This window comes from Mesobacillus sp. LC4 (assembly GCF_053543455.1).
Window position 1 is genome coordinate 1 of the sequence record NZ_JBGCUB010000017.1, and the last position, 19,154, is coordinate 19,154.

Sequence of the window (19,154 nt, forward strand, 5' to 3'; positions counted from 1 at the left end):
CCCCCTTCCAGAACATCAAAAACATATAAGCTGTTTAACTTGTTTTTCATAAGGAATGAATTTACACAGAATAATGGGCTTGACTCTTGAATGGCTCAAAGCTGTCACGATCCCGGCGTTTTCTTGACAGCTTGACTCCTGATTGGCCCGAAGCTGTCACGATCCCGGTGTTTTCTTGACAGCTTGACTCCTGAATGGCCCAAAGTTGTCACGATTCCTTCGTTTTCTTGACAGAAGAGCCACCTTTCTAAAACAGTTCATTCAGGAAAGCCCAATTACTTTTTACCAAATAAAAAATATGAGAAAATATCTATGAAATAGAATTGATAAAGGAGGCGGATCATATGCCACAAAATCTCCAAGATACAACGACCTTACATAATGGTGTCAAAATGCCATGGTTTGGGCTTGGTGTGTTCAAGGTTCAGGAAGGTACCGAAGTTGTAGAATCTGTTAAAGCGGCCCTTAAAAATGGCTATAAGAGCATCGACACTGCGGCGGTTTACGGAAACGAGGAAGGCGTGGGACAGGCGATCAAGGAAGCTGGTGTTTCGCGTGAAGAGTTGTTTATTACGACGAAGGTCTGGAATGCTGACCAGGGTTATGAAACGACGCTTCAGGCATTTGAAACAAGCATGGACAAGCTGGGTCTGGACTACCTTGATCTTTACTTGATCCACTGGCCAGTTGCAGGCAAATACAAGGAAACTTGGAAGGCACTCGAAAAGCTTTATAAAGACGGAAAAGTTCGCTCAATCGGAGTAAGCAACTTCCATGTTCATCACCTCAAAGACTTGATGGCCGATGCTGAAATCAAGCCAATGGTCAACCAGGTCGAGTATCATCCTCATCTTGCCCAGACAGAGCTTCTGCAATTCTGCAAAGCCGAAGGGATCCAAATGGAAGCCTGGTCTCCTTTGAAGCAAGGAGAGCTTTTATCAGAACCGACGATTGTTGAGATCGCTGAAAAATATGAAAAATCACCTGCACAAGTGATCCTCCGCTGGGATTTACAAAACGAAGTGGTCACGATTCCTAAATCAATCAAGGAACACCGAATTATCCAAAATGCAGATATCTTCGATTTTGAGCTTACAGCAGAAGATATGGACGTTTTGAACGGCTTAAATAAGGATGAGCGAGTAGGCCCGGATCCGGATAATTTCAATTTTTAATTTAATATGGCATTTGGACGCAGAACAGTCAGTTTCTGCGTCTTTTTCAACTCGAAAATCACCACCAAATATTTATACCTAAATATAGTACTAGGTGCTAAAAATCACATCTTTTTATAACTCCCCATGTTAAACTGCAAAAGAACAAATTCTGAAAGGGGTTTTTAGCATGGATTTCCCAAAGCTTAACATTGGCCATATGGCTCCAAGTGTACCGATAATGCAAGGTGGAATGGGGGTTGGGATCTCGCTTAGCGGATTGGCATCAGCGGTTGCCAACGCTGGCGGAATAGGCATTATATCCGGTACAGGGATATCGGTTGAAGAGATGGTGATGCATATCAGGAAAGCCAGGAAGCTGACACAGGGTAATGGGTACATAGGTGTAAATGTTTTGTTTGCGATGAATGATTTTGCAGAGAAAATGAAAGCTGCGTTAGATGAAAAAGTTGACTTCATTATATCGGGAGCAGGAATCTCAAGGGATATGTATTCATGGGGGAAACAAGCGGGCATCCCGGTCATTTCTATTGTTTCTTCTGCTAAATTAGCTAAAATCTCAGAGCGCCTGGGTGCTGCTGCGGTGGTAGTGGAAGGATTTGAAGCAGGAGGCCATCTTGGGACAGACAAGCCCCTTTTTGATATTCTTCCTGAAATTGTGGAGGCTGTGTCCATCCCGGTGATTGCTGCGGGTGGAATCATGACTGGTGCTGATATCGCGAAGGCTTTGTCCCTTGGAGCTTCAGGTGTCCAAATGGGCACAAGATTTGTTGCCAGCGAGGAATGTGACGCTCCGCAGAGCTTCAAGGATAAATACGTTTCAGCCACTGAAAAAGACACACTGCTGGTAAAAACAACAGTGGGGTTGCACGGGCGCGCCATTGCCAATCATTTCACCAAGCTAATCACCACTACAGATAAACTCAGAATTAAAAAGTGTCGGGATTGCCTGAAAAATTGCTCCTATCAATTTTGCACACTAGACTCTCTGCTCACATCCGTTGCCGGCGATGTAGAAAAAGGCCTGGTATTCGCTGGCGCCAGGGTAAGTGAAATAAAAGACATACTACCAGTCCGTACAATCATAGAGAACTTAAGATTGGAATATAGATCAGCTGCTCAAAACTTAGCCTGAATCAAAACGAGACAACCGCATTCGAGGTTGTCTCGTTTTTATAACGTGATTATAAATTGCTGGGTTGATCGCTGGTCTTTTGTATGAACCCGTTCATGAAAATGGATTTCCCTCTCATTCATCAAAATGACAGTCGAACTTCTCGTCCCGTACCCTTCACTTTTTATGAACATCGGAGATAACAAACGCTCCCATTCCAGCGACACCCCCGTCGATGGCAGCAGATGATCCGGTGCAGGGTCGGCATTTTCCAAATGGTCACATAATCTGTTAACCAGATCAGGCTTTTCTTCTGAAATGATGCTGGCAAGCCCTGCTTTTCCCCGTTCTACCTTAGGCCAGTCCGTATTAAGCAGGTGGTTGCTGACCCCATGGACGCCTGGTTCCACTTTTTGCATCGGGCCTCCACGGTTGGAATAATAATAGAGCTCTTCGATATTCCCAGCCAGGAGATTATAACCCGGATAGTCCTGACGGCTATTGGCCAAATCCAGCAAATAGGATTGGGGATGGACTGTTCCTTTCAGAAAGTCAGCAACAAGCTCACCTCTAGTTCTTTTCCCGATTGTGATTTCTTTCGGATCACGGTAATTGGTCAGTGCCGCAAACTTGCCTGATGATGAAACCCCCATCCAGGTCCCCATTTTTTCAAGGTCTCGTCCAGCGAGCACTTCGGGAGCATCCTCCCAAAAATCTGCCGATGCAGTTTCACGGGCATATGCTTCATCCCTATTGGCAGCAACAATGAGCTTATACTTCGGATGTGCTTTATAGGCAAATAAAATCAAACACATTCATCATCACAGCTTTCCGTTCAATTTATTCTATTATAACTCAAAGCAAAAAAAGAGAAGGACCAAGTCCCTCTCTTTTCGTCATTTTTATAGAAGCATACCTGCCATTGCGGCACTCAATAGTGATGCAAGCATACCTGCGATTACAGCTCGTACACCCATGCGAGCGATGTCTCCGCGACGATTTGGAGCAAGGCTTCCAAGACCGCCGAGCAAGATTCCCATGGAAGATACGTTTGCGAATCCACAAAGTGCAAAACTGATGATTGCCACAGTTTTTGCAGATAATTGCTCAATTTGTGGTGCAAATGAAGAGTAAGCTACAAATTCATTCAGAATCAACTTTTGGCCGATGAACCCGCCAGCTTTCACAGCCTCATCCCACGGTACGCCGATCGCGAAAGCAAGTGGAGCGAATACATAACCAAGGATTGTTTCAAGTGTTAAGCTGCCTGCTCCGAAAAATCCTCCTACGAATCCAAGGATTCCATTGATCAAGGCAATCAATGCGATGAACGCAAGCAACATTGCACCGATATTCAGTGCTAATTGAAGACCAGTGCTTGCTCCCTTAGCTGCAGCATCGATTACGTTAACTGAATCTGTGTCTTTTTCCATTTTTAGTTCATCAGATGACTCAGACTTTTCTGTTTCAGGTACCATGATTTTAGCAAGTATCAAACCTGCAGGAGCAGCCATGAAGCTTGCTGCTAACAGGTATTCCAATGGAACACCCAGTAAGGAATAACCAATCAAGACAGAACCTGCTACAGAAGCCAAGCCTCCAACCATGATGGCAAAAAGCTCTGATTGAGTCATTTTAGCGATGTAAGGCTTAACTACCAGTGGCGCTTCTGTCTGACCTACGAAAATGTTAGCTGCAGCTGATAGTGATTCAGCTTTGCTCGTTCCCAGCAATTTAGAAAGCGCTCCGCCAAGGATCTTGATGATTACTTGCATGATTCCAAGGTAATAAAGCACTGAAATTAAAGATGAGAAGAAAATAACAACAGTTAATACTTGGAAAGCGAATACAAAGCCAATATTTTCAGCCTGGAACAAGCCTCCGAAAAGGAATTGCACACCAGCGTCTGTATAGTTGACGATTTCATTGACACCAAGTGATAGTTTTTTCAGTAAGAGTTTACCTGTCTCCCATTTCAATACTAAGAACGCGAAAATGAACTGGATTGCCAACCCGCCAAGGATTGTCCTGAAATTAATGGATTTTTTGTTATTCGAGAAAATAAAGGCAATTCCTAAAACGACTGCAATTCCCATCAAACCCCATAAGATATTCATTATTGACCCACCTCTTGTTGTAATATTTGCGGTAATGTTGTTACCGTTTACAAATGATATGAAAAAAATTTCAGTAAAACGTTTACATTTGTTTAACTTGAACTTTCTATAGCAAATATATCAGAGTTTAAGAACTTTTGTAAATATATTTTTGAACAAATGTAAAATGAAATTTATCCCTTTTCACCTTTTCGACAAAAATACCCGCAAGGTCTCAAACCTATCGGGTATTTGTTTGTATCTTATGGCTTTTCTTCAATTCCCTAACTATTACTTATCTAACAAAAATTTAGCAGTAAATTGGTCCGTTACGAGCACATTTGTATATTTCCCTTTCAAAGCACCATAAATACCATCTATTTTATGTGCTCCGCCTGCAACTAAAATTGAATACTTCTTCTTCTTTAACTCTTCAAGTTCGATGCCCAGGGTTCTCGCATTTAGGTTTTCATTGCAAACCTTCCCCTCTTTATCAAAGAACCTTGAACATATATCGCCGACGGCTTTTGAATAAATGACTTGCAAGTCTTCTTCTGTAAAGTATCCTAACTGAAACAACAAAGATTCGGACTTGATCGGTCCAATTGTATAGACCGCAATGTTCGACTGTTTTCCCAATTCCAAGATCTTTTTAATATGCCTGTCCGCCTCCATCGCTTGTTTGACCACTACATGGTCTACGATTGCCGGCAGCGGCAGATGATGCGGTGCGCTATTGAAGGCCTTGCCGAACAAGTACAATATTTCATTTGCGTAAGTATTCGTTTCAGAGTGGCTTACACCGCCTTTCAACTGGACGACCTTCACATTCTTGCATGGCTTCTGCTTCAGTTCCAAAGCGACATGATAGAGCGTCGTTCCCCAGGTGACACCGATAATATCATCATGGTCAACCACTTCATTCAAAAAAGCGGCAGCTTTCTCCCCAAGATACGTTTTAATCACGCTGTCTTCATATTGTGGTATATGGGTCACAATTGCCTTTTTCAAACCAAACTTCTGTTCAAGCTGTGCCGACAAATTTTCTACATCCTCTGTCGGATCCATGATTTTGATATCTACGATCCCCTCCTGCTTTGCAATTTGGAGGAACCTAGATACTGTAGGCCTTGATACTCCCAGCTCCTTGGCAATATCATTCTGATTATAATCCAGTAAATAATATAGCTTCGCTGCCTCGATTACCTTCAATAATTTTTCTTTTTCCATTCGTAATCACCCTTGGTAATGACTTAGATTCATTACAATCATTTTAGCAAAAAATCCGAATGAAAACATTTACATTTTAAAAAAGAACATAATGTTCATGAATAACCAATCCTTTACATATGTTTAATCCATTTAGAACAATTAGAACGCGGAAGTATAAACAAATAAAAAAGAGCCACCCCTATTGCATCGGGATGACTCCTTCTCACTTTATTATTAAGGCTTACGTTTAGGAATCTTTCCAATTCCCAGTTCTTTCGCTTCTCGACCTAAGGCTTTAATAAGGCTGAGTGCCATTAAGGCCATTATGATGGAGAATGGCAGTGCAGCTACGATCATTGTATTTTGCAGAGCCTGCAGCCCGCCAGAATACAGTAATACTAAAGAAATGGCAGCCAGCATGATTCCCCATGTGAATTTGATTCTATTTCCCGGTGTCAGTGACCCATTGGTCGTCATCATTCCTAACACAAATGTGCCTGAGTCAGCTGAAGTGATAAAGAATGTGCCGATAAGGATCATTGCCAGGATTGACAATAATGAACTTAATGGATAGTTGGCAAACACGCCAAAGAGTGCTTCTTCGGTCGCAAGTTCTGAAATATTTGCAATGCCTTCGTGCTCAAGCATGATTGCTGAGCCTCCGAAAGCAGAAAACCATAGGAAGCCAATCAAAGAAGGTACAAGCAGGACACCGAATACAAACTCTCTGATCGTACGGCCTTTAGAAACTCGAGCTATAAAAATCCCTACAAATGGCGCCCAGGCAATCCACCATGCCCAGTAGAAGATCGTCCAGCCATTGATCCATGAACGTACTCCTTCATTCAATGGCGCAATCCGGAAACTCATCGCCGGCAAATTTTGAAGGTATGTACCAATTGTGTTGGTAAAGAGGTTCAGGATAAACTGGGTTGGTCCCAAAAACAGCATCGCCACTAGCAACAATCCGGCAAGTATCATGTTTACATTACTTAAGATCTTGATACCTTTTCCAAGTCCTGACCAAGCAGAAATCATGAACAATACTGTTACGATCAGAACAATAAACAATTGAGTTACAAAACCAGTAGGTATTCCAAACAGGTAAGAAAGTCCCCCGTTAATTTGTACAGCTCCAAATCCTAAAGTTGTAGCCACACCGATTACAGTCGCGACAACCGAAATCACGTCAATTACTTTTCCAGCTGCTCCATTTGTCTTATCGCCTAAAATCGGCCCGAGGGTCGCACTAATCAACCCTGGCTTCCCATGTCTGAAATTGAAGTAAGCAAGAACTAATGCAACAATTCCATAAATGGCCCATGCATGAATTCCCCAGTGGAAAAACGTGAATCTCATTGAATCGCGGATAGCCTGATCAGATCCCGCCTCCACACCAGTTGGGGTTGAGACCATATAATGGCTGATCGGTTCAGCAGTGCCCCAGAAAACCAGCCCAATTCCCATACCGGCACTAAAGAGCATCGCATACCAGGTAAGGGTAGAAAATTCAGGTCTGTCATCCTGCCTCCCAAGTCTGATCTTTCCCAGTGGACTGATCAAGAAATACAGACAAACAATAACAATTGCAGATACAAGAATTAAATAATACCAGCCAAAAGAATCGGTAATGAATGCCTGGATATTTGCTGTAACTGATTCAAGTTTATCTGGAACAAACACACCGAAAAGAACCATTAATAACAAAATTCCTGTCGATATGAAAAAAACAGATGAATCCTTTTTCATCAAAAAACTCCCTTCGTCAACATTTGCACTTTAATACCCTAACACAAATTAATGTTTTTTTGAAAGAATGTACTCATAACAGAGATAGTATTACACAATACATCGAAAAAAATGAATGTCTAATGTCCATCTTTTTTAATGGCACTTTCTTGCAGAATCAACTAATAAATTCCCCAATATTTTTACCCAAAAACCAAAACTTATCGTTTTTGCATTTGTAGAACTGACTGGCCGTCCACTTTTTTTACCAACAGATTCCCAATATTATTCTATTAGTCTATTGAATCCTTGTCGAATTTTGATTAAACTTGTTAGTGATGCGCTATATGGGGGAGAAATGTTAGGAGAAGATATTTTGAATAAAAAATTGCTTATTAGAACACTATCCATCGCAGGCATTTTCATGGCGACCTATTTAGGAGCGGAGAATTTGCGATCGATTGAAAATCCGACAGCAGAAACCCAAGCTTCGGTTGCACCTAAAATCACCCGAACGGAAACACATTCTGTCAAAAAGGCTTCTGCTAATAAAGATGACTTGCAGGAATTCATCAATACTGAGGAGAAAAGAATGATTGAGGGGGTCCCGCACGTCAGTCAGCTCCCAGAATTACAGCGTGGCTGTGAAGTGACCAGCTTAACGATGCTTTTGCAGTATGAAGGAATCTCAGCCGATAAAATGACCCTGGCTAAGCAAATACATAAAATTCCTTTCCGCGACGCAAATTATGTACGCGGCAACCCATATGATGGCTTTGTCGGCGATATATATACCTTCAGCAAGTCTGGATATGGTGTATACCATGGACCTGTGGCAAAGCTTGCTGAGAGTTATCTGCCTGGTAAAATCAAGGATATTACTGGACAAACCATTGATGAAGTTTATGAACTGATCGACTCTGGATCTCCAGTATGGGTTATTATCAACTCCACGTTCGCGCCTCTTCCCGAATCGGAGTTTACCGTGTGGAAGACAAATAGCGGAAATGTAAAGATCACCTACAGAGAACACAGTGTCTTGATTGTCGGCTATGACGAGCAATCCATTTACGTTAACGACCCTCTTGCCAGCGGTGGGTATAAAGCCGTACCGCGCACTTCATTCGAGAAAGCATGGGTACAGATGGGCAGCCAGGCGATTGGAATTGATAAATGATAGATTGTTATTATAGAAGTCTTTTATATAAAGGAATAGGAAAATCGGCAGGAGATTCATCCTGCCGATTTTTGATTAAGCATACAATTTGTTTTCTTCTTTTTTGAAAAAACTTTTCATCGCATGGAATACATCGGCTTTCTGCTTGAGGATATAGTAACGGAAGTTTTCGTCTTTAATGTTTTTATACGCGGACATTAGGGTCGAGTGGCGGTTGTACTGATTGACTTCTCCATAGCCAAACATATTGGAGACCTTCATCAGCTCTTCTACTAATTTCACACAGCGGGCGTTGTCGGAGGTCAGGTTATCACCATCTGAAAAATGGAATGGGTAAATATTAAACTTGCTCGGGTTATATTTATCGTCAATAAGTTCTAATGCTTTTCGGTAAGCGGATGAACAAATCGTACCTCCACTTTCCCCTTTCGAGAAAAAGTCTTCCTCGGAAACTACCTTTGCTTCTGTATGGTGGGCAATGAATTCGATCTCGACTGTTTCGTACTTCGAACGAAGGAAGCGCGTCATCCAGAAGAAAAAGCTCCTTGCCATATACTTCTCCCATAGTCCCATACTACCGCTCGTATCCATCATCGCAAGAACAACGGCCTTTGAATCAGGCTTCACGACCTCATTCCAGGTCTTGAACTTCAAGTCTTCCTTGTAAATAGGATGAAAGGACGGCTTGCCGGTCATCGCATTCCGCTTGTATGCAGACATCATGGTCCGCTTCTTATCAATATTGCCCATCAATCCAGTCTTCCTGATATCGTTGAATTCAATATTTTCAACGAGATGCTCCTGTTCTTCCTTCTTCTTGAGATTAGGAAGTTCCAGCTCTTTAAATAACGCTTCTTCAATTTCCATCATCGATACTTCTGCTTCGTAATAATCTTCACCGGCCTGGTCTCCTGCGCCTTGCCCCTTCCCTGGTCCTTGCTGCTGCCCAGAGCCGTCACGGGCGACGACATCGCCTACTTTACTGTCTCCATTCCCCTGGCCGACGTGTTTGTTCTTATCATAGTTATAACGGATTTTGTATTCATCCAGTGACCTTATCGGAATCTTGACGACATCCCTGCCGTTGGACATGATAATATTCTCTTCGGTGATCAAATCAGGCAGATTGCTCTTGATTGCTTCCTGCACCTTTTCCTGATGGCGCTGTTGGTCATCATGTCCTTTGCGGTGGAGGGACCAATCTTCCTGGGAAATCACAAACTGGTGACTGCTTTCATCGGTCATTTTCAACCCCTCCTTTGAATTTTTCATTTTGACAGTAACACAATTCAGCATACATTCATACAATATCCCGATGGACTTTACCCTTGTGGGAATTGTAATTACTCTATCTTATGCAGGAAGACAAAATAATTTACAAATAATTTTGACAATTAACCTTTTCTCCTATCGATGGACAAGCCCATTTTATCTTGTAATCCTTTAGCGCATTATTGTCCTTTCTATCTAGTGCGGGTATAAGTTCTTTTGCACAGGTAACCCTATATTGCCTTCCCGGCAGCAGCATGGACGACTTTCCTTCCTTTCCCGATTAAACTGTTTGAATATTTATGGAGCCTGTATTTTACAAAAAAAAATAACCTCTGCATTTTCAGCAAAGGTCATTCCTTTTCATTCGATTTATCAAATTGGATTGGATCTGGTACTTTATCATAATCCTCTTTCAATTCTTCACCTGTTCGGCGGTGCTCCATTTGCTTGCCTAGATCTTCAATTTCTTCCTCATTGCGAGCCATGGAACTATTTTTAGGGACATAGTCTTTTGGCAATTCTTTTTTAGCCATTTCTATCACCTCTTGCCTGTACTATTCCCGCTTTCACCGCTTTATAAACTTAAAGGACCTGCAATCTGCAGGTCCTCTCTATGACTATCTATTTAACAGACTTCCGACATATCGCAGCAATTCATTCGCTGAGGTAGAGTTATACCCATGCTCATCGATGAGTCGCGCAACAACATTATTGATTTTCTTAAGCTGTGTCTCATCTGGAGTCTTGGTTGAAGTCGTGATTTTGACGACATCCTTCAAATCAGCAAACAGCTTCTTCTGGATTGCTTCACGCAGGCGGTCATGCGAATTGTAATCAAATCTCTTCCCTTTGCGCGCATAGGCAGAAATTCTGATTAAAATCTCTTCACGGAATGCTTTCTTCGCATTCTCGGAAATGCCAATCTGTTCCTCTATAGAGCGCATCAGCTTCTCATCCGGATTGATTTCCTCGCCGGTCAGCTGATCACGCATCTTCGCCTTATTGCAATACGCCTCGACATTATCAAGGTAGTTATCCATGAGCGTTTTGGCTGACTCTTCATACGAGTACACAAATGCCTTTTGTACTTCCTTCTTGGCGATATCATCATACTCTTTCCGGGCAAGCGAAATGTAATTCAGATAACGCTCCCTAGTCTCGGCGGTAATTGATGGATGCTGGTCAAGACCTTCCTTCAGTGATCTCAGGACGTCTAAGGCATTAATCGTTTTGACTTCCTTCCTGATGATTGTAGAAGAAATCCGGTTAATGACATAACGAGGGTCAATCCCGCTCATTCCTTCATCCTGATGCTCTTTTTTCAGTTCCTCCACATCAGCTCTGTTATAACCTTCGACACTCTCTCCATCATAAAGCCTCATCTTCTTGATCAAGTCGATGTCGCCCTTTTTCGGATCTTTTAAACGGGTAAGAATCGTGAACATCGCAGCCACCCTTAAAGTATGTGGGGCGATATGGACATCATTTACATCGCTTTCCCTGATCATCTTGTCATAGATTTTCTCTTCTTCGGTCACTTTTAAGTTATACGGAATCGGCATGACAATAATCCGTGAATGCAGGGCTTCATTCTTCTTATTGGAGATGAATGAGCGGTATTCTGTTTCGTTCGTGTGAGCTACAATCAGTTCATCAGCACTGATCAGCGCGAAACGACCTGCTTTAAAATTGCCCTCCTGCGTCAGGCTCAGCAAATGCCAGAGGAATTTTTCATCACACTTCAGCATCTCCTGGAACTCCATCATCCCCCGGTTAGCCTTATTCAACTCGCCGTCAAAACGATAGGCACGCGGATCGGATTCAGAACCATATTCAGCGATTGTGGAGAAATCGATGCTTCCTGTCAAATCAGCAATATCCTGGGATTTGGGATCCGAAGGACTGAATGTACCAATCCCTGTCCGCTTATCTTCAGAGAAGAAGATTCTTTCCACAATGACATCTTCAATCCTGCCGCCATATTCCTGTTCAAGCCTCATCATATTAAGCGGCGATAAATTCCCTTCAATCCGGATACCATATTCATCATAAAAATCCTTGCGCAAGTGATGTGGAATCATATGCAGCGGGTCTTCATGCATCGGGCAGCCTTTGATCGCATAAATTGCTCCTCTGTCTGTATGCGAATACGCCTCAAGCCCTCGTTTCAGCATTGTCACCAGAGTTGATTTTCCGCCGCTCACTGGCCCCATCAGCAATAAAATCCGCTTTCTGACATCAAGCCTTTTCGCAGCTGGGTGAAAATATTCCTCCACGAGCCTTTCCAATGCTTCCTCAAGCCCGAATAACTGTGAATTGAAGAAGGAATAGCGCTTTTTGCCCTTATCGTTTTCAATTCCTGCATCCTTGATCATATTAAACACACGCGAATGTGCCGATTGAGCAACCCATGGCTGTTCCTTCACAATTTCAAGATACTCCCTGAACGTCCCTTCCCATTTCAGCTTTTCTTCATCCTGGCGATACATTTCAATCTTTTTTAAAATATCCATATGGACCTCCCCATCTAGCGTTATCAAGAGACGATTAATAAATTCTATGCAGCAAACAATTTGAACATGCGTAAACGTTCTGTCAGGATGGTTGTCCTTTTTTAAGTCTTCATGGAAAAAATAAGCCTATCCTTCACAGTTGCGGTATAATAGGATATAATGAATTCTATATGGACAAAACGAAAAAACAGGGAGGCTTACATACATGAAACTCATTCTTATAATTGGCGTTTCAATTGCATTCTTGGCTGCAATCTTCACTTCAGGTTACGATGATAAGCCGGGAATCACGAAAAAATAAAAAGCTGCCAATCGGCAGCTTTTTACTTTTCTATCATTATTTTTTATTCAAATCCTGTTTTTCAACAAACTCCTTCATGTACATCCTCGATTTCCGACCAAGCATTTTTGCCATCTGTCCGGTCCAGGTATCCTCACGTTTTCCGCCTGTTCTTTCACGATAGTATTGCGAAGTCTCTGCATTATAATCTTCGAGCTGCTTTTCAAATAATGCCCGGTCTTGCTGATACTCATTTTCCATATACACATGCTCAAGCGGCAGGCGCGGCTTCACGTCCGTTTCCTGGTCAGGATAGCCAACTGCCATGCCAAAAAGAGGTATCACATGGTCAGGCGTCTTCAATACTTCCTTAACAGCCTCCAAATCATTGCGTATCCCGCCGATATAGCAAATACCTAGCCCCATAGATTCGGCAGCCACAGCCGCATTCTGGGCCGCCAGAGCTGCATCGATCAGGGCAACCATGAATTTCTCTGTGCTCTCTATCGAGTCATCCAGATTAGTACCTTCCATCTCCGCTATGACCTTATGTCGATAGAGATCTGCACAGAAAACAAAGAAATGTCCATTGGCCGCAACATAAGTCTGGTTCCCAGCAATTTCAGCCAGCTTGTCCTTCTTATTTTGATCCGTAACTCCAATGATTGAATAGGCCTGGATGAAGCTTGAAGTGGATGCAGCCTGAGCGCTCTTCACAATACCTTCGATCTGCTCACGACCCAGTGCCTGTTTTTTAAAATTTCTAACTGAACGATGGTTAAGAATTGTTTCAACTACCTGGTTCATTTATTACAGCTCCTTTTCTCCCGTACTATTTTCCATACCAAAAAGGAGGCCGCAAAATGGCCTCCTAGTATTTGCGCAAATCGCGATAGTCCTGCTGTCTAAGCGCTTCATAAATCAAAATCGCAGCCGTATTAGACAGATTTAATGAACGGATATTTTCATTCATAGGCAGCCTCAAGCATGTTTCCATATTGCTCTCAATCACTTCTTTTGGCAAACCTGTTGTCTCCCTGCCAAAAATAAAAAAGAAATCCTTTTCGGTTGCACTATAATCAAAATCGGAATGCGCCTTTTTTCCAAATTTGGTCACATAGAAGAATTCTCCGCCCTCGTTCTGTTGATAAAAATCCTCAAGCGAATCATAATAGTGGATCTTCACATGCTCCCAATAATCCAAACCCGCCCTCTTCAACATCTTGTCATCCGTCGAGAACCCCAACGGCCTGATTAAGTGAAGCTCGGTATCTGTACCAGCACATGTGCGCGCAATATTGCCAGTGTTTGCTGGAATGAGCGGCTGGTATAATACAACATGCAATGCCATGACTTTCACCTCTAATAAAAACTACAGCTATTATACCACTACACTCCTGCACAACAAAGGAAATGGCGTTGCAGCATGTTCGCAAGGCCACCATCAACCCTCAGCATCATCCGTAATCGTAAAAAACTTGTATTTTATATTCGGGGTGTACGCAGTTGAATCCTCATACGCCCAATATCTCATTCTGCTGTTATACGTATGGGCATTGACCAGTGGCATGCCATCAGCATCATGACCCGTAACAATGGTGGTATGGTCAAATCGGCCATCCCCTTCAAAATCATAGCAAATGACATCCCCAAGCTTCAGCTTTTGGACATGATCCACCTCTCTCCCCCTTAATCCAAACTTGGACCCTGGAATATGCCAGCGCATCGCATTGGCGACTGACCAGCTGAAACTCCAATTATCATTCTGCATCCACCAGCCATTGCTGCGGTTAGGATACCCTCGCATTGGCGCACCGCCCTGATGCAGACATTGAGAAATATAATTGGTACAATCAACCTCGAATTTCTTATAGGCAGGATTAAAATCATTCCACCATCTTTCAGCATATTGAACAGCCTTCAGCCTGTCATACCTGAAACCCTTCCTCTCCTGCTCATCCACCCCCTGTGAAAAAGCAGGCAATATCCCTTCTCTGTCGTCCTGAGAGCCCTGAATCTCTGTCAGCTTTTCATCCTTCACAAGCACACCCTTGTAAAATTCAGCCTGTCTCTTCTCCACCTCTTCCTCCATGTAAAATAAACCGCGGTGCTTTATTAAATATTGAAAGTGCACCTCATATAACACTGTGGCGTTTTCCTTCTCTTCAACCTTCTCTTCAACCCTGCCATTTGCCTTTGCTTTTACAATTTCAGCAGACCTTTTGGTAAAGCTTTGCTTTTTGATCTCTATAGCTGGACACTCATGCAGTTGATTTCGCGGCATGGAAACACATTGAAGGACACGCTGTTCTAGAAGTTCCTGCAGTTGTTCACGCATGTTCATCTCTCCCTTCCCCCTTCATATTTATGAAACGTTCCAGGTTTTCACGCATAAAAAAAGAATGGATTTATAAAATCCATTCCCTACACAGTGATATTCGACTCGGAGTTATCTTTGAAAAAATCCATACCTTTATTGATTTCATTTAGTACTTCCTCATCCTTTTCGTCATCAGAAGCAACCTTCAGAGCCTCAAATGCCACAGGTCCGCCAATTTTGCCAAGCGCCCAAGCTGCCGTCCCTCTGAGTACAGGTCTAGGGTCATTCTTCATTACCATGATTAATTCAGGTATGGCCGTATCATCTTTATAGTGCGCAAGAGCAATGATTGCGTTACGCTGGATAGGCTTTTTACCCCGCCATGATCCGGATACATGTCCGAACTTTTCTTTGAACTCTCGATTGCTGATGTTTAGCAGAGGTTTAAGAAGAGGCTTCGCAATTTCAGGGTCTGGCTCCATTTCTTCATGGAAGTGAAAATCCTTCCCTTTGTTCTCAGGACAAACTGTCTGGCAAGTATCACAGCCATATATGCGGTTGCCAAGCTTTTCGCGGAACTCGTCTGCCAAAAAGCCCTTAGTTTGTGTCACGAAGGCGATGCATTTTTGAGCATCTAGCTGCCCGCCCTGTACAAGTGCGCCAGTAGGACAGACATCCACACATTTATTGCAGCTGCCACAACGGTCCTCCATCGGCGTATCGGGTTCAAATGGAATACTCGTGATCATCTCACCTAAGTAAACATATGAACCGAACTCCGGTGTGATGATGGAACAGTTCTTGCCGCTCCAGCCTATTCCTGCCCTCTCGGCTACTGCCCTGTCAACAAGTTCACCCGTATCGACCATCGACTTGAACCTGGCTTCAGGAACCTTCATAGCAATGTAATCCTCCAGTTTTTTCAACCTGTCCCTGAGGACCATATGATAGTCAGTCCCCCATGAAGCACGGCAGAAGATTCCACGCCGTTCCCCTTTCTTGCTGACAACCTTCGTCTTCATCTTAGAAGGATAAGCGAGAGCAATCGAAATGATGGATCTAGGACGGTCAAAAATCAGGCCAGGCTCCGTCCTCTTTTCAATATCCTTTTCCTCGAATCCGGATTGATATTGAAGTTCCTGCTGCCTGTATAACCTGACCTTCATCTCTTCGAAGGCAGATGGAGCTGCAAAACCAATTTTATCAATACCAATACTTTTGCTGTAAGCGATAATATCCTTCTTCAGGCTAGCTGTATCCATTAAAGTTTCCTCCTTTCTGTTTAATGTTTCTATTTGAAATCCATAAATTTAAAAGCAAATTACTTTTATGATAAACTATTTTAAAGCAGATTTGGAGGTGGAATCAATGGAAATTCAAGTTTCCAAGGCGATATGTGATCTGATTCCCGGATTTTCAGTCGGGATTATCCAGTACAAAGACATCCAGGTTGGCGAGTCTCCGCAAATGTTAAAAGGCAGGCTCCAGCTTTTCCAGGAATCTATTTATTTCGACCTTCTGGAAAAAAACATAACCGATCTCGAGGGTATCAAAGAATGGCGTGCAATATTCAAAACAACTGGTAAGGACCCAAACCGCTATAGACACTCAGCGGAAGCCCTCTACCGACGGATTGCCAAGCAGAATTATCTCCAATCCATACATAGTGCAATAGATTTAAATAATTTCTTCTCTCTTGAATACCAAATTCCAATTGGCGTCTATGACAGCGATAAGCTCGTTGGGGATGTAACGATTAAAATAGGTGAAGAAAGCGAAGAGTACACAGGTCTAAATGGGCGTACCAATAATCTGGCCAACTTGCTGATTTCTGCGGACGAAAAAGGACCATTCGGCAGCCCATTTGTCGATTCAGAGCGGACGGCCGTAACAGGAAATACTACAAATGCTCTGCAGATTGTCTATTTAAAACCTTCATCTTCACCAGAAAGTATGCAAAAAATGACTGAGTCACTCATGAACATGTTTATCCAAATCCATGGTGGATCAGGCACATATAAAATCTTGGGATGCTAATGCATCCTTTTTCTTTTTGGGGTGATGATGATTCATTGGTGACGATTATGTAGATATGAGTATTCATAAGAGGAGAGTTTCCGGCTATTACTTACTTAGAGGATCTTATGAAGTGGGAATAAACGGAGATATATTCCGGTTATTGTATTTAGAGGACACTAATGCTGTGGGAACAAGCGGAGATATTCCGGTTAACTCTTAAAAATAAGACAAAATCCATCGATTTGGATGAAATAAGCGGAAAAACGACCCTTATTCTTAAAGAATTTAGGGTCGTTTACAATTCAAGCGGAATTTTTCCGTTTATTTTTCATTCAATTTGAAATCAAGATTCGGTTATAAGACAGACAAAGAAAAAACGCAGCATATCGTTTTCTGGAAACGACATACTGCGTTAGTCACGTATGTATGGAGCGGGTGAAGGGAATCGAACCCTCATCATCAGCTTGGAAGGCTGAGGTTTTACCACTAAACTACACCCGCGTACATATCTATATGAAATAAAGAAAACAGGACATCCTGTTTATAATAAAAGTGGTACCGGTGGTCGGGGTCGAACCGACACTCCAGAAGGAACACGATTTTGAGTCGTGCGCGTCTGCCAATTCCGCCACACCGGCATATTAATATGTCTTGCGTTCTTGCTGCCACTAAATCATTAGTGGAGGCGGCAACCGGATTTGAACCGGTGAATAAAGGTTTTGCAGACCTTTGCCTTACCACTTGGCTATGCCGCCATATATTTTTGGAGCGGAAGACGGGATTCGAACCCGCGACCCCAACCTTGGCAAGGTTGTATTCTACCACTGAACTACTTCCGCAAAAAATGGCTGGGCTAGCTGGATTCGAACCAACGCATGTCGCAGTCAAAGTGCGATGCCTTACCGCTTGGCTATAGCCCAATATATACTATTCACTCACCGGTGAATATGTGATTAAAATGGGGCGACTGATGGGAATCGAACCCACGAATGTCGGAACCACAATCCGATGCGTTAACCACTTCGCCACAATCGCCATAATAAAATTGGCAGGGGTAGTAGGAATCGAACCCACACCAAAGGTTTTGGAGACCTTCGTTCTACCTTTAAACTATACCCCTATATTAAGTGGTGGAGGGGGACGGATTCGAACCGCCGAACCCTGAGGGAGCGGATTTACAGTCCGCCGCGTTTAGCCACTTCGCTACCCCTCCACTATAACATCTTTTTTGATGTTAAAAAACCCATTTTATCAAATTTCCTGAATAACCAGGTATTGTATAGATGGTGGCTCAGGACGGAATCGAACCGCCGACACAAGGATTTTCAGTCCTTTGCTCTACCGACTGAGCTACTGAGCCACAAATGGCGGTCCCGACCGGGATCGAACCGGCGATCTCCTGCGTGACAGGCAGGCATGTTAACCGCTACACCACGGGACCAAAGTCTTTTCAAGTGTTTAACTTGAAAATAACTTTATGATTGCGGGGGCAGGATTTGAACCTGCGACCTTCGGGTTATGAGCCCGACGAGCTACCGAACTGCTCCACCCCGCGACGATAATAAACTTATAAAACATATATGGTGGAGGATGACGGGATCGAACCGCCGACCCTCTGCTTGTAAGGCAGATGCTCTCCCAGCTGAGCTAATCCTCCGTTTGGTGACCCCTACGGGATTCGAACCCGTGTTACCGCCGTGAAAGGGCGGTGTCTTAACCGCTTGACCAAGGGGCCAGATATAAAGTTTCTATGGCGGAGAGCAAGGGATTCGAACCCTTGAGACAGCGTTGACCGTCTACACGATTTCCAATCGTGCTCCTTCGACCTCTCGGACAGCTCTCCAAATGGCTCCGCAGGTAGGATTCGAACCTACGACCGCTCGGTTAACAGCCGAGTGCTCTACCACTGAGCTACTGCGGAATAATGATTATTTCTCCGACTTGGATACGCGATCCGCATCTTTGAAGATTGGATGAAAATGCATCCTGCCCGGCGGCGTCCTACTCTCACAGGGGGAAACCCCCAACTACCATCGGCGCTGAGAAGCTTAACTTCCGTGTTCGGTATGGGAACGGGTGTGACCTTCTCGCCATCGCCACCAGACATTTTTTCAAAGACAATATCTATTATACTGTCTTTTATGCATTTTGCAAGAGAAATTTTAAAAAAGTTTTTCACTTAATGAAAAGCTTTTATTCCCTCAAAACTAGATAATGTGTAAGAAGAATTCAAGAAGAACGAATGATC

At 43.2% G+C, this 19,154-nt stretch carries 15 protein-coding genes, 15 tRNA genes and 1 rRNA gene; 4 read left to right on the forward strand and 27 right to left on the reverse strand.

The window, feature by feature from the left end:
* The first annotated feature begins 344 nt into the window (after positions 1-344).
* The gene (locus AB5I83_RS23025) at positions 345-1,175 is read left to right on the forward strand and encodes an aldo/keto reductase (protein ID WP_448978788.1); all 831 of its coding nucleotides are present in this window, start codon (positions 345-347) and stop codon (positions 1,173-1,175) included.
* 169 nt (positions 1,176-1,344) lie between these two features.
* Positions 1,345-2,310 (forward strand): NAD(P)H-dependent flavin oxidoreductase, encoded by a 966-nt coding sequence (locus tag AB5I83_RS23030; protein ID WP_448978790.1) that lies wholly within the window; start codon positions 1,345-1,347, stop codon positions 2,308-2,310.
* Between the two features lie 38 nt (positions 2,311-2,348).
* On the opposite strand, the gene AB5I83_RS23035 is transcribed toward AB5I83_RS23030, so the two are convergent.
* From AB5I83_RS23035 to AB5I83_RS23050, 4 genes are all read right to left on the reverse strand, one after another.
* Entirely contained in the window at positions 2,349-3,104 is a 756-nt protein-coding gene (locus AB5I83_RS23035; protein ID WP_448978792.1) for an NRDE family protein, read from the reverse strand.
* Positions 3,105-3,191: 87 nt separating this feature from the next.
* Positions 3,192-4,406, reverse strand: coding sequence for a NupC/NupG family nucleoside CNT transporter (locus AB5I83_RS23040; RefSeq protein WP_226087061.1), 1,215 nt, complete (start codon positions 4,404-4,406; stop codon positions 3,192-3,194).
* Positions 4,407-4,676: 270 nt separating this feature from the next.
* On the reverse strand, positions 4,677-5,615 hold the full coding sequence (locus tag AB5I83_RS23045) for a sugar-binding transcriptional regulator (protein WP_226087060.1): 939 nt from the start codon (positions 5,613-5,615) through the stop codon (positions 4,677-4,679).
* A gap of 216 nt (positions 5,616-5,831) precedes the next feature.
* Positions 5,832-7,346, reverse strand: coding sequence for a glycine betaine uptake BCCT transporter (locus AB5I83_RS23050; RefSeq protein ID WP_448978794.1), 1,515 nt, complete (start codon positions 7,344-7,346; stop codon positions 5,832-5,834).
* A 355-nt stretch (positions 7,347-7,701) separates the two neighbouring features.
* Between AB5I83_RS23050 and AB5I83_RS23055 the strand changes: the two genes are divergently transcribed.
* Positions 7,702-8,502: a C39 family peptidase gene (locus tag AB5I83_RS23055; protein WP_448978796.1), complete on the forward strand. Its 801-nt coding sequence runs from the start codon at positions 7,702-7,704 to the stop codon at positions 8,500-8,502.
* Positions 8,503-8,577: 75 nt separating this feature from the next.
* Here AB5I83_RS23055 and yhbH read toward each other — a convergent pair whose 3' ends face one another.
* The 7 genes from yhbH to queG form a co-directional block, all read right to left on the reverse strand.
* A complete protein-coding gene (yhbH, locus tag AB5I83_RS23060) occupies positions 8,578-9,747 on the reverse strand; it encodes a sporulation protein YhbH (protein WP_448978798.1) in 1,170 nt (389 codons plus the stop codon).
* Positions 9,748-10,124: 377 nt separating this feature from the next.
* On the reverse strand, positions 10,125-10,307 hold the full coding sequence (locus AB5I83_RS23065) for a hypothetical protein (RefSeq protein ID WP_448978800.1): 183 nt from the start codon (positions 10,305-10,307) through the stop codon (positions 10,125-10,127).
* A gap of 84 nt (positions 10,308-10,391) precedes the next feature.
* Positions 10,392-12,287, reverse strand: a complete 1,896-nt coding sequence (locus tag AB5I83_RS23070; protein ID WP_167831990.1) for a PrkA family serine protein kinase — start codon at positions 12,285-12,287, stop codon at positions 10,392-10,394.
* Between the two features lie 337 nt (positions 12,288-12,624).
* Positions 12,625-13,374 carry an oxygen-insensitive NADPH nitroreductase gene (gene nfsA / locus AB5I83_RS23075; RefSeq protein ID WP_448978802.1) on the reverse strand — a complete coding sequence of 250 codons (750 nt, stop codon included), beginning with the start codon at positions 13,372-13,374 and terminating at the stop codon, positions 12,625-12,627.
* A 64-nt stretch (positions 13,375-13,438) separates the two neighbouring features.
* Positions 13,439-13,918 (reverse strand): tRNA (uridine(34)/cytosine(34)/5-carboxymethylaminomethyluridine(34)-2'-O)-methyltransferase TrmL, encoded by a 480-nt coding sequence (gene trmL, locus AB5I83_RS23080; protein ID WP_167831988.1) that lies wholly within the window; start codon positions 13,916-13,918, stop codon positions 13,439-13,441.
* Positions 13,919-14,011: 93 nt separating this feature from the next.
* Positions 14,012-14,905, reverse strand: coding sequence for an amidase domain-containing protein (locus AB5I83_RS23085; RefSeq protein WP_448978808.1), 894 nt, complete (start codon positions 14,903-14,905; stop codon positions 14,012-14,014).
* A gap of 86 nt (positions 14,906-14,991) precedes the next feature.
* On the reverse strand, positions 14,992-16,149 hold the full coding sequence (queG, locus tag AB5I83_RS23090) for a tRNA epoxyqueuosine(34) reductase QueG (RefSeq protein WP_448978804.1): 1,158 nt from the start codon (positions 16,147-16,149) through the stop codon (positions 14,992-14,994).
* A 106-nt stretch (positions 16,150-16,255) separates the two neighbouring features.
* On the opposite strand from queG, the gene AB5I83_RS23095 reads away from it, so the two are divergent.
* The gene (locus AB5I83_RS23095; protein ID WP_448978806.1) at positions 16,256-16,924 is read left to right on the forward strand and encodes a B3/B4 domain-containing protein; all 669 of its coding nucleotides are present in this window, start codon (positions 16,256-16,258) and stop codon (positions 16,922-16,924) included.
* Positions 16,925-17,333: 409 nt separating this feature from the next.
* Here the strand turns inward: AB5I83_RS23095 and AB5I83_RS23100 are convergent.
* From AB5I83_RS23100 to rrf, 16 genes are all read right to left on the reverse strand, one after another.
* A tRNA-Gly gene (locus tag AB5I83_RS23100) sits at positions 17,334-17,407 on the reverse strand.
* 52 nt (positions 17,408-17,459) lie between these two features.
* Positions 17,460-17,544: transfer RNA gene (locus tag AB5I83_RS23105), tRNA-Leu, on the reverse strand.
* 42 nt (positions 17,545-17,586) lie between these two features.
* A tRNA-Cys gene (locus AB5I83_RS23110) sits at positions 17,587-17,661 on the reverse strand.
* A 9-nt stretch (positions 17,662-17,670) separates the two neighbouring features.
* Positions 17,671-17,745 (reverse strand) — tRNA-Gly (locus tag AB5I83_RS23115).
* Positions 17,746-17,751: 6 nt separating this feature from the next.
* Positions 17,752-17,826 (reverse strand) — tRNA-Gln (locus AB5I83_RS23120).
* Positions 17,827-17,865: 39 nt separating this feature from the next.
* Positions 17,866-17,941: transfer RNA gene (locus AB5I83_RS23125), tRNA-His, on the reverse strand.
* A gap of 11 nt (positions 17,942-17,952) precedes the next feature.
* Positions 17,953-18,026, reverse strand: a tRNA-Trp gene (locus AB5I83_RS23130).
* Between the two features lie 8 nt (positions 18,027-18,034).
* Positions 18,035-18,119, reverse strand: a tRNA-Tyr gene (locus AB5I83_RS23135).
* Positions 18,120-18,190: 71 nt separating this feature from the next.
* Positions 18,191-18,266: transfer RNA gene (locus AB5I83_RS23140), tRNA-Phe, on the reverse strand.
* A 5-nt stretch (positions 18,267-18,271) separates the two neighbouring features.
* A tRNA-Asp gene (locus AB5I83_RS23145) sits at positions 18,272-18,347 on the reverse strand.
* Between the two features lie 40 nt (positions 18,348-18,387).
* Positions 18,388-18,461, reverse strand: a tRNA-Met gene (locus tag AB5I83_RS23150).
* Between the two features lie 26 nt (positions 18,462-18,487).
* A tRNA-Val gene (locus AB5I83_RS23155) sits at positions 18,488-18,563 on the reverse strand.
* Between the two features lie 3 nt (positions 18,564-18,566).
* A tRNA-Glu gene (locus AB5I83_RS23160) sits at positions 18,567-18,641 on the reverse strand.
* A 16-nt stretch (positions 18,642-18,657) separates the two neighbouring features.
* Positions 18,658-18,749: transfer RNA gene (locus AB5I83_RS23165), tRNA-Ser, on the reverse strand.
* Between the two features lie 3 nt (positions 18,750-18,752).
* A tRNA-Asn gene (locus AB5I83_RS23170) sits at positions 18,753-18,827 on the reverse strand.
* Positions 18,828-18,894: 67 nt separating this feature from the next.
* A 5S ribosomal RNA gene (rrf, locus tag AB5I83_RS23175) occupies positions 18,895-19,010 on the reverse strand.
* Positions 19,011-19,154: the final 144 nt, after the last annotated feature.

Excerpts from the sequence above, each read along its gene's own strand:
- AB5I83_RS23045 (WP_226087060.1), bottom strand. The coding sequence starts at position 5,615 with ATGGAAAAAGAAAAATTATTGAAGGTAATCGAGGCAGCGAAGCTATAT.
- yhbH (WP_448978798.1), bottom strand. The coding sequence starts at position 9,747 with ATGACCGATGAAAGCAGTCACCAGTTTGTGATTTCCCAGGAAGATTGG.
- AB5I83_RS23050 (WP_448978794.1), bottom strand. The coding sequence starts at position 7,346 with ATGAAAAAGGATTCATCTGTTTTTTTCATATCGACAGGAATTTTGTTA.
- queG (WP_448978804.1), bottom strand. The coding sequence starts at position 16,149 with ATGGATACAGCTAGCCTGAAGAAGGATATTATCGCTTACAGCAAAAGT.
- AB5I83_RS23065 (WP_448978800.1), bottom strand. The coding sequence starts at position 10,307 with ATGGCTAAAAAAGAATTGCCAAAAGACTATGTCCCTAAAAATAGTTCC.
- AB5I83_RS23095 (WP_448978806.1), top strand. The coding sequence starts at position 16,256 with ATGGAAATTCAAGTTTCCAAGGCGATATGTGATCTGATTCCCGGATTT.
- nfsA (WP_448978802.1), bottom strand. The coding sequence starts at position 13,374 with ATGAACCAGGTAGTTGAAACAATTCTTAACCATCGTTCAGTTAGAAAT.
- AB5I83_RS23040 (WP_226087061.1), bottom strand. The coding sequence starts at position 4,406 with ATGAATATCTTATGGGGTTTGATGGGAATTGCAGTCGTTTTAGGAATT.
- trmL (WP_167831988.1), bottom strand. The coding sequence starts at position 13,918 with ATGGCATTGCATGTTGTATTATACCAGCCGCTCATTCCAGCAAACACT.
- AB5I83_RS23025 (WP_448978788.1), top strand. The coding sequence starts at position 345 with ATGCCACAAAATCTCCAAGATACAACGACCTTACATAATGGTGTCAAA.
- AB5I83_RS23070 (WP_167831990.1), bottom strand. The coding sequence starts at position 12,287 with ATGGATATTTTAAAAAAGATTGAAATGTATCGCCAGGATGAAGAAAAG.
- AB5I83_RS23035 (WP_448978792.1), bottom strand. The coding sequence starts at position 3,104 with ATGTGTTTGATTTTATTTGCCTATAAAGCACATCCGAAGTATAAGCTC.
- AB5I83_RS23085 (WP_448978808.1), bottom strand. The coding sequence starts at position 14,905 with ATGCGTGAACAACTGCAGGAACTTCTAGAACAGCGTGTCCTTCAATGT.
- AB5I83_RS23030 (WP_448978790.1), top strand. The coding sequence starts at position 1,345 with ATGGATTTCCCAAAGCTTAACATTGGCCATATGGCTCCAAGTGTACCG.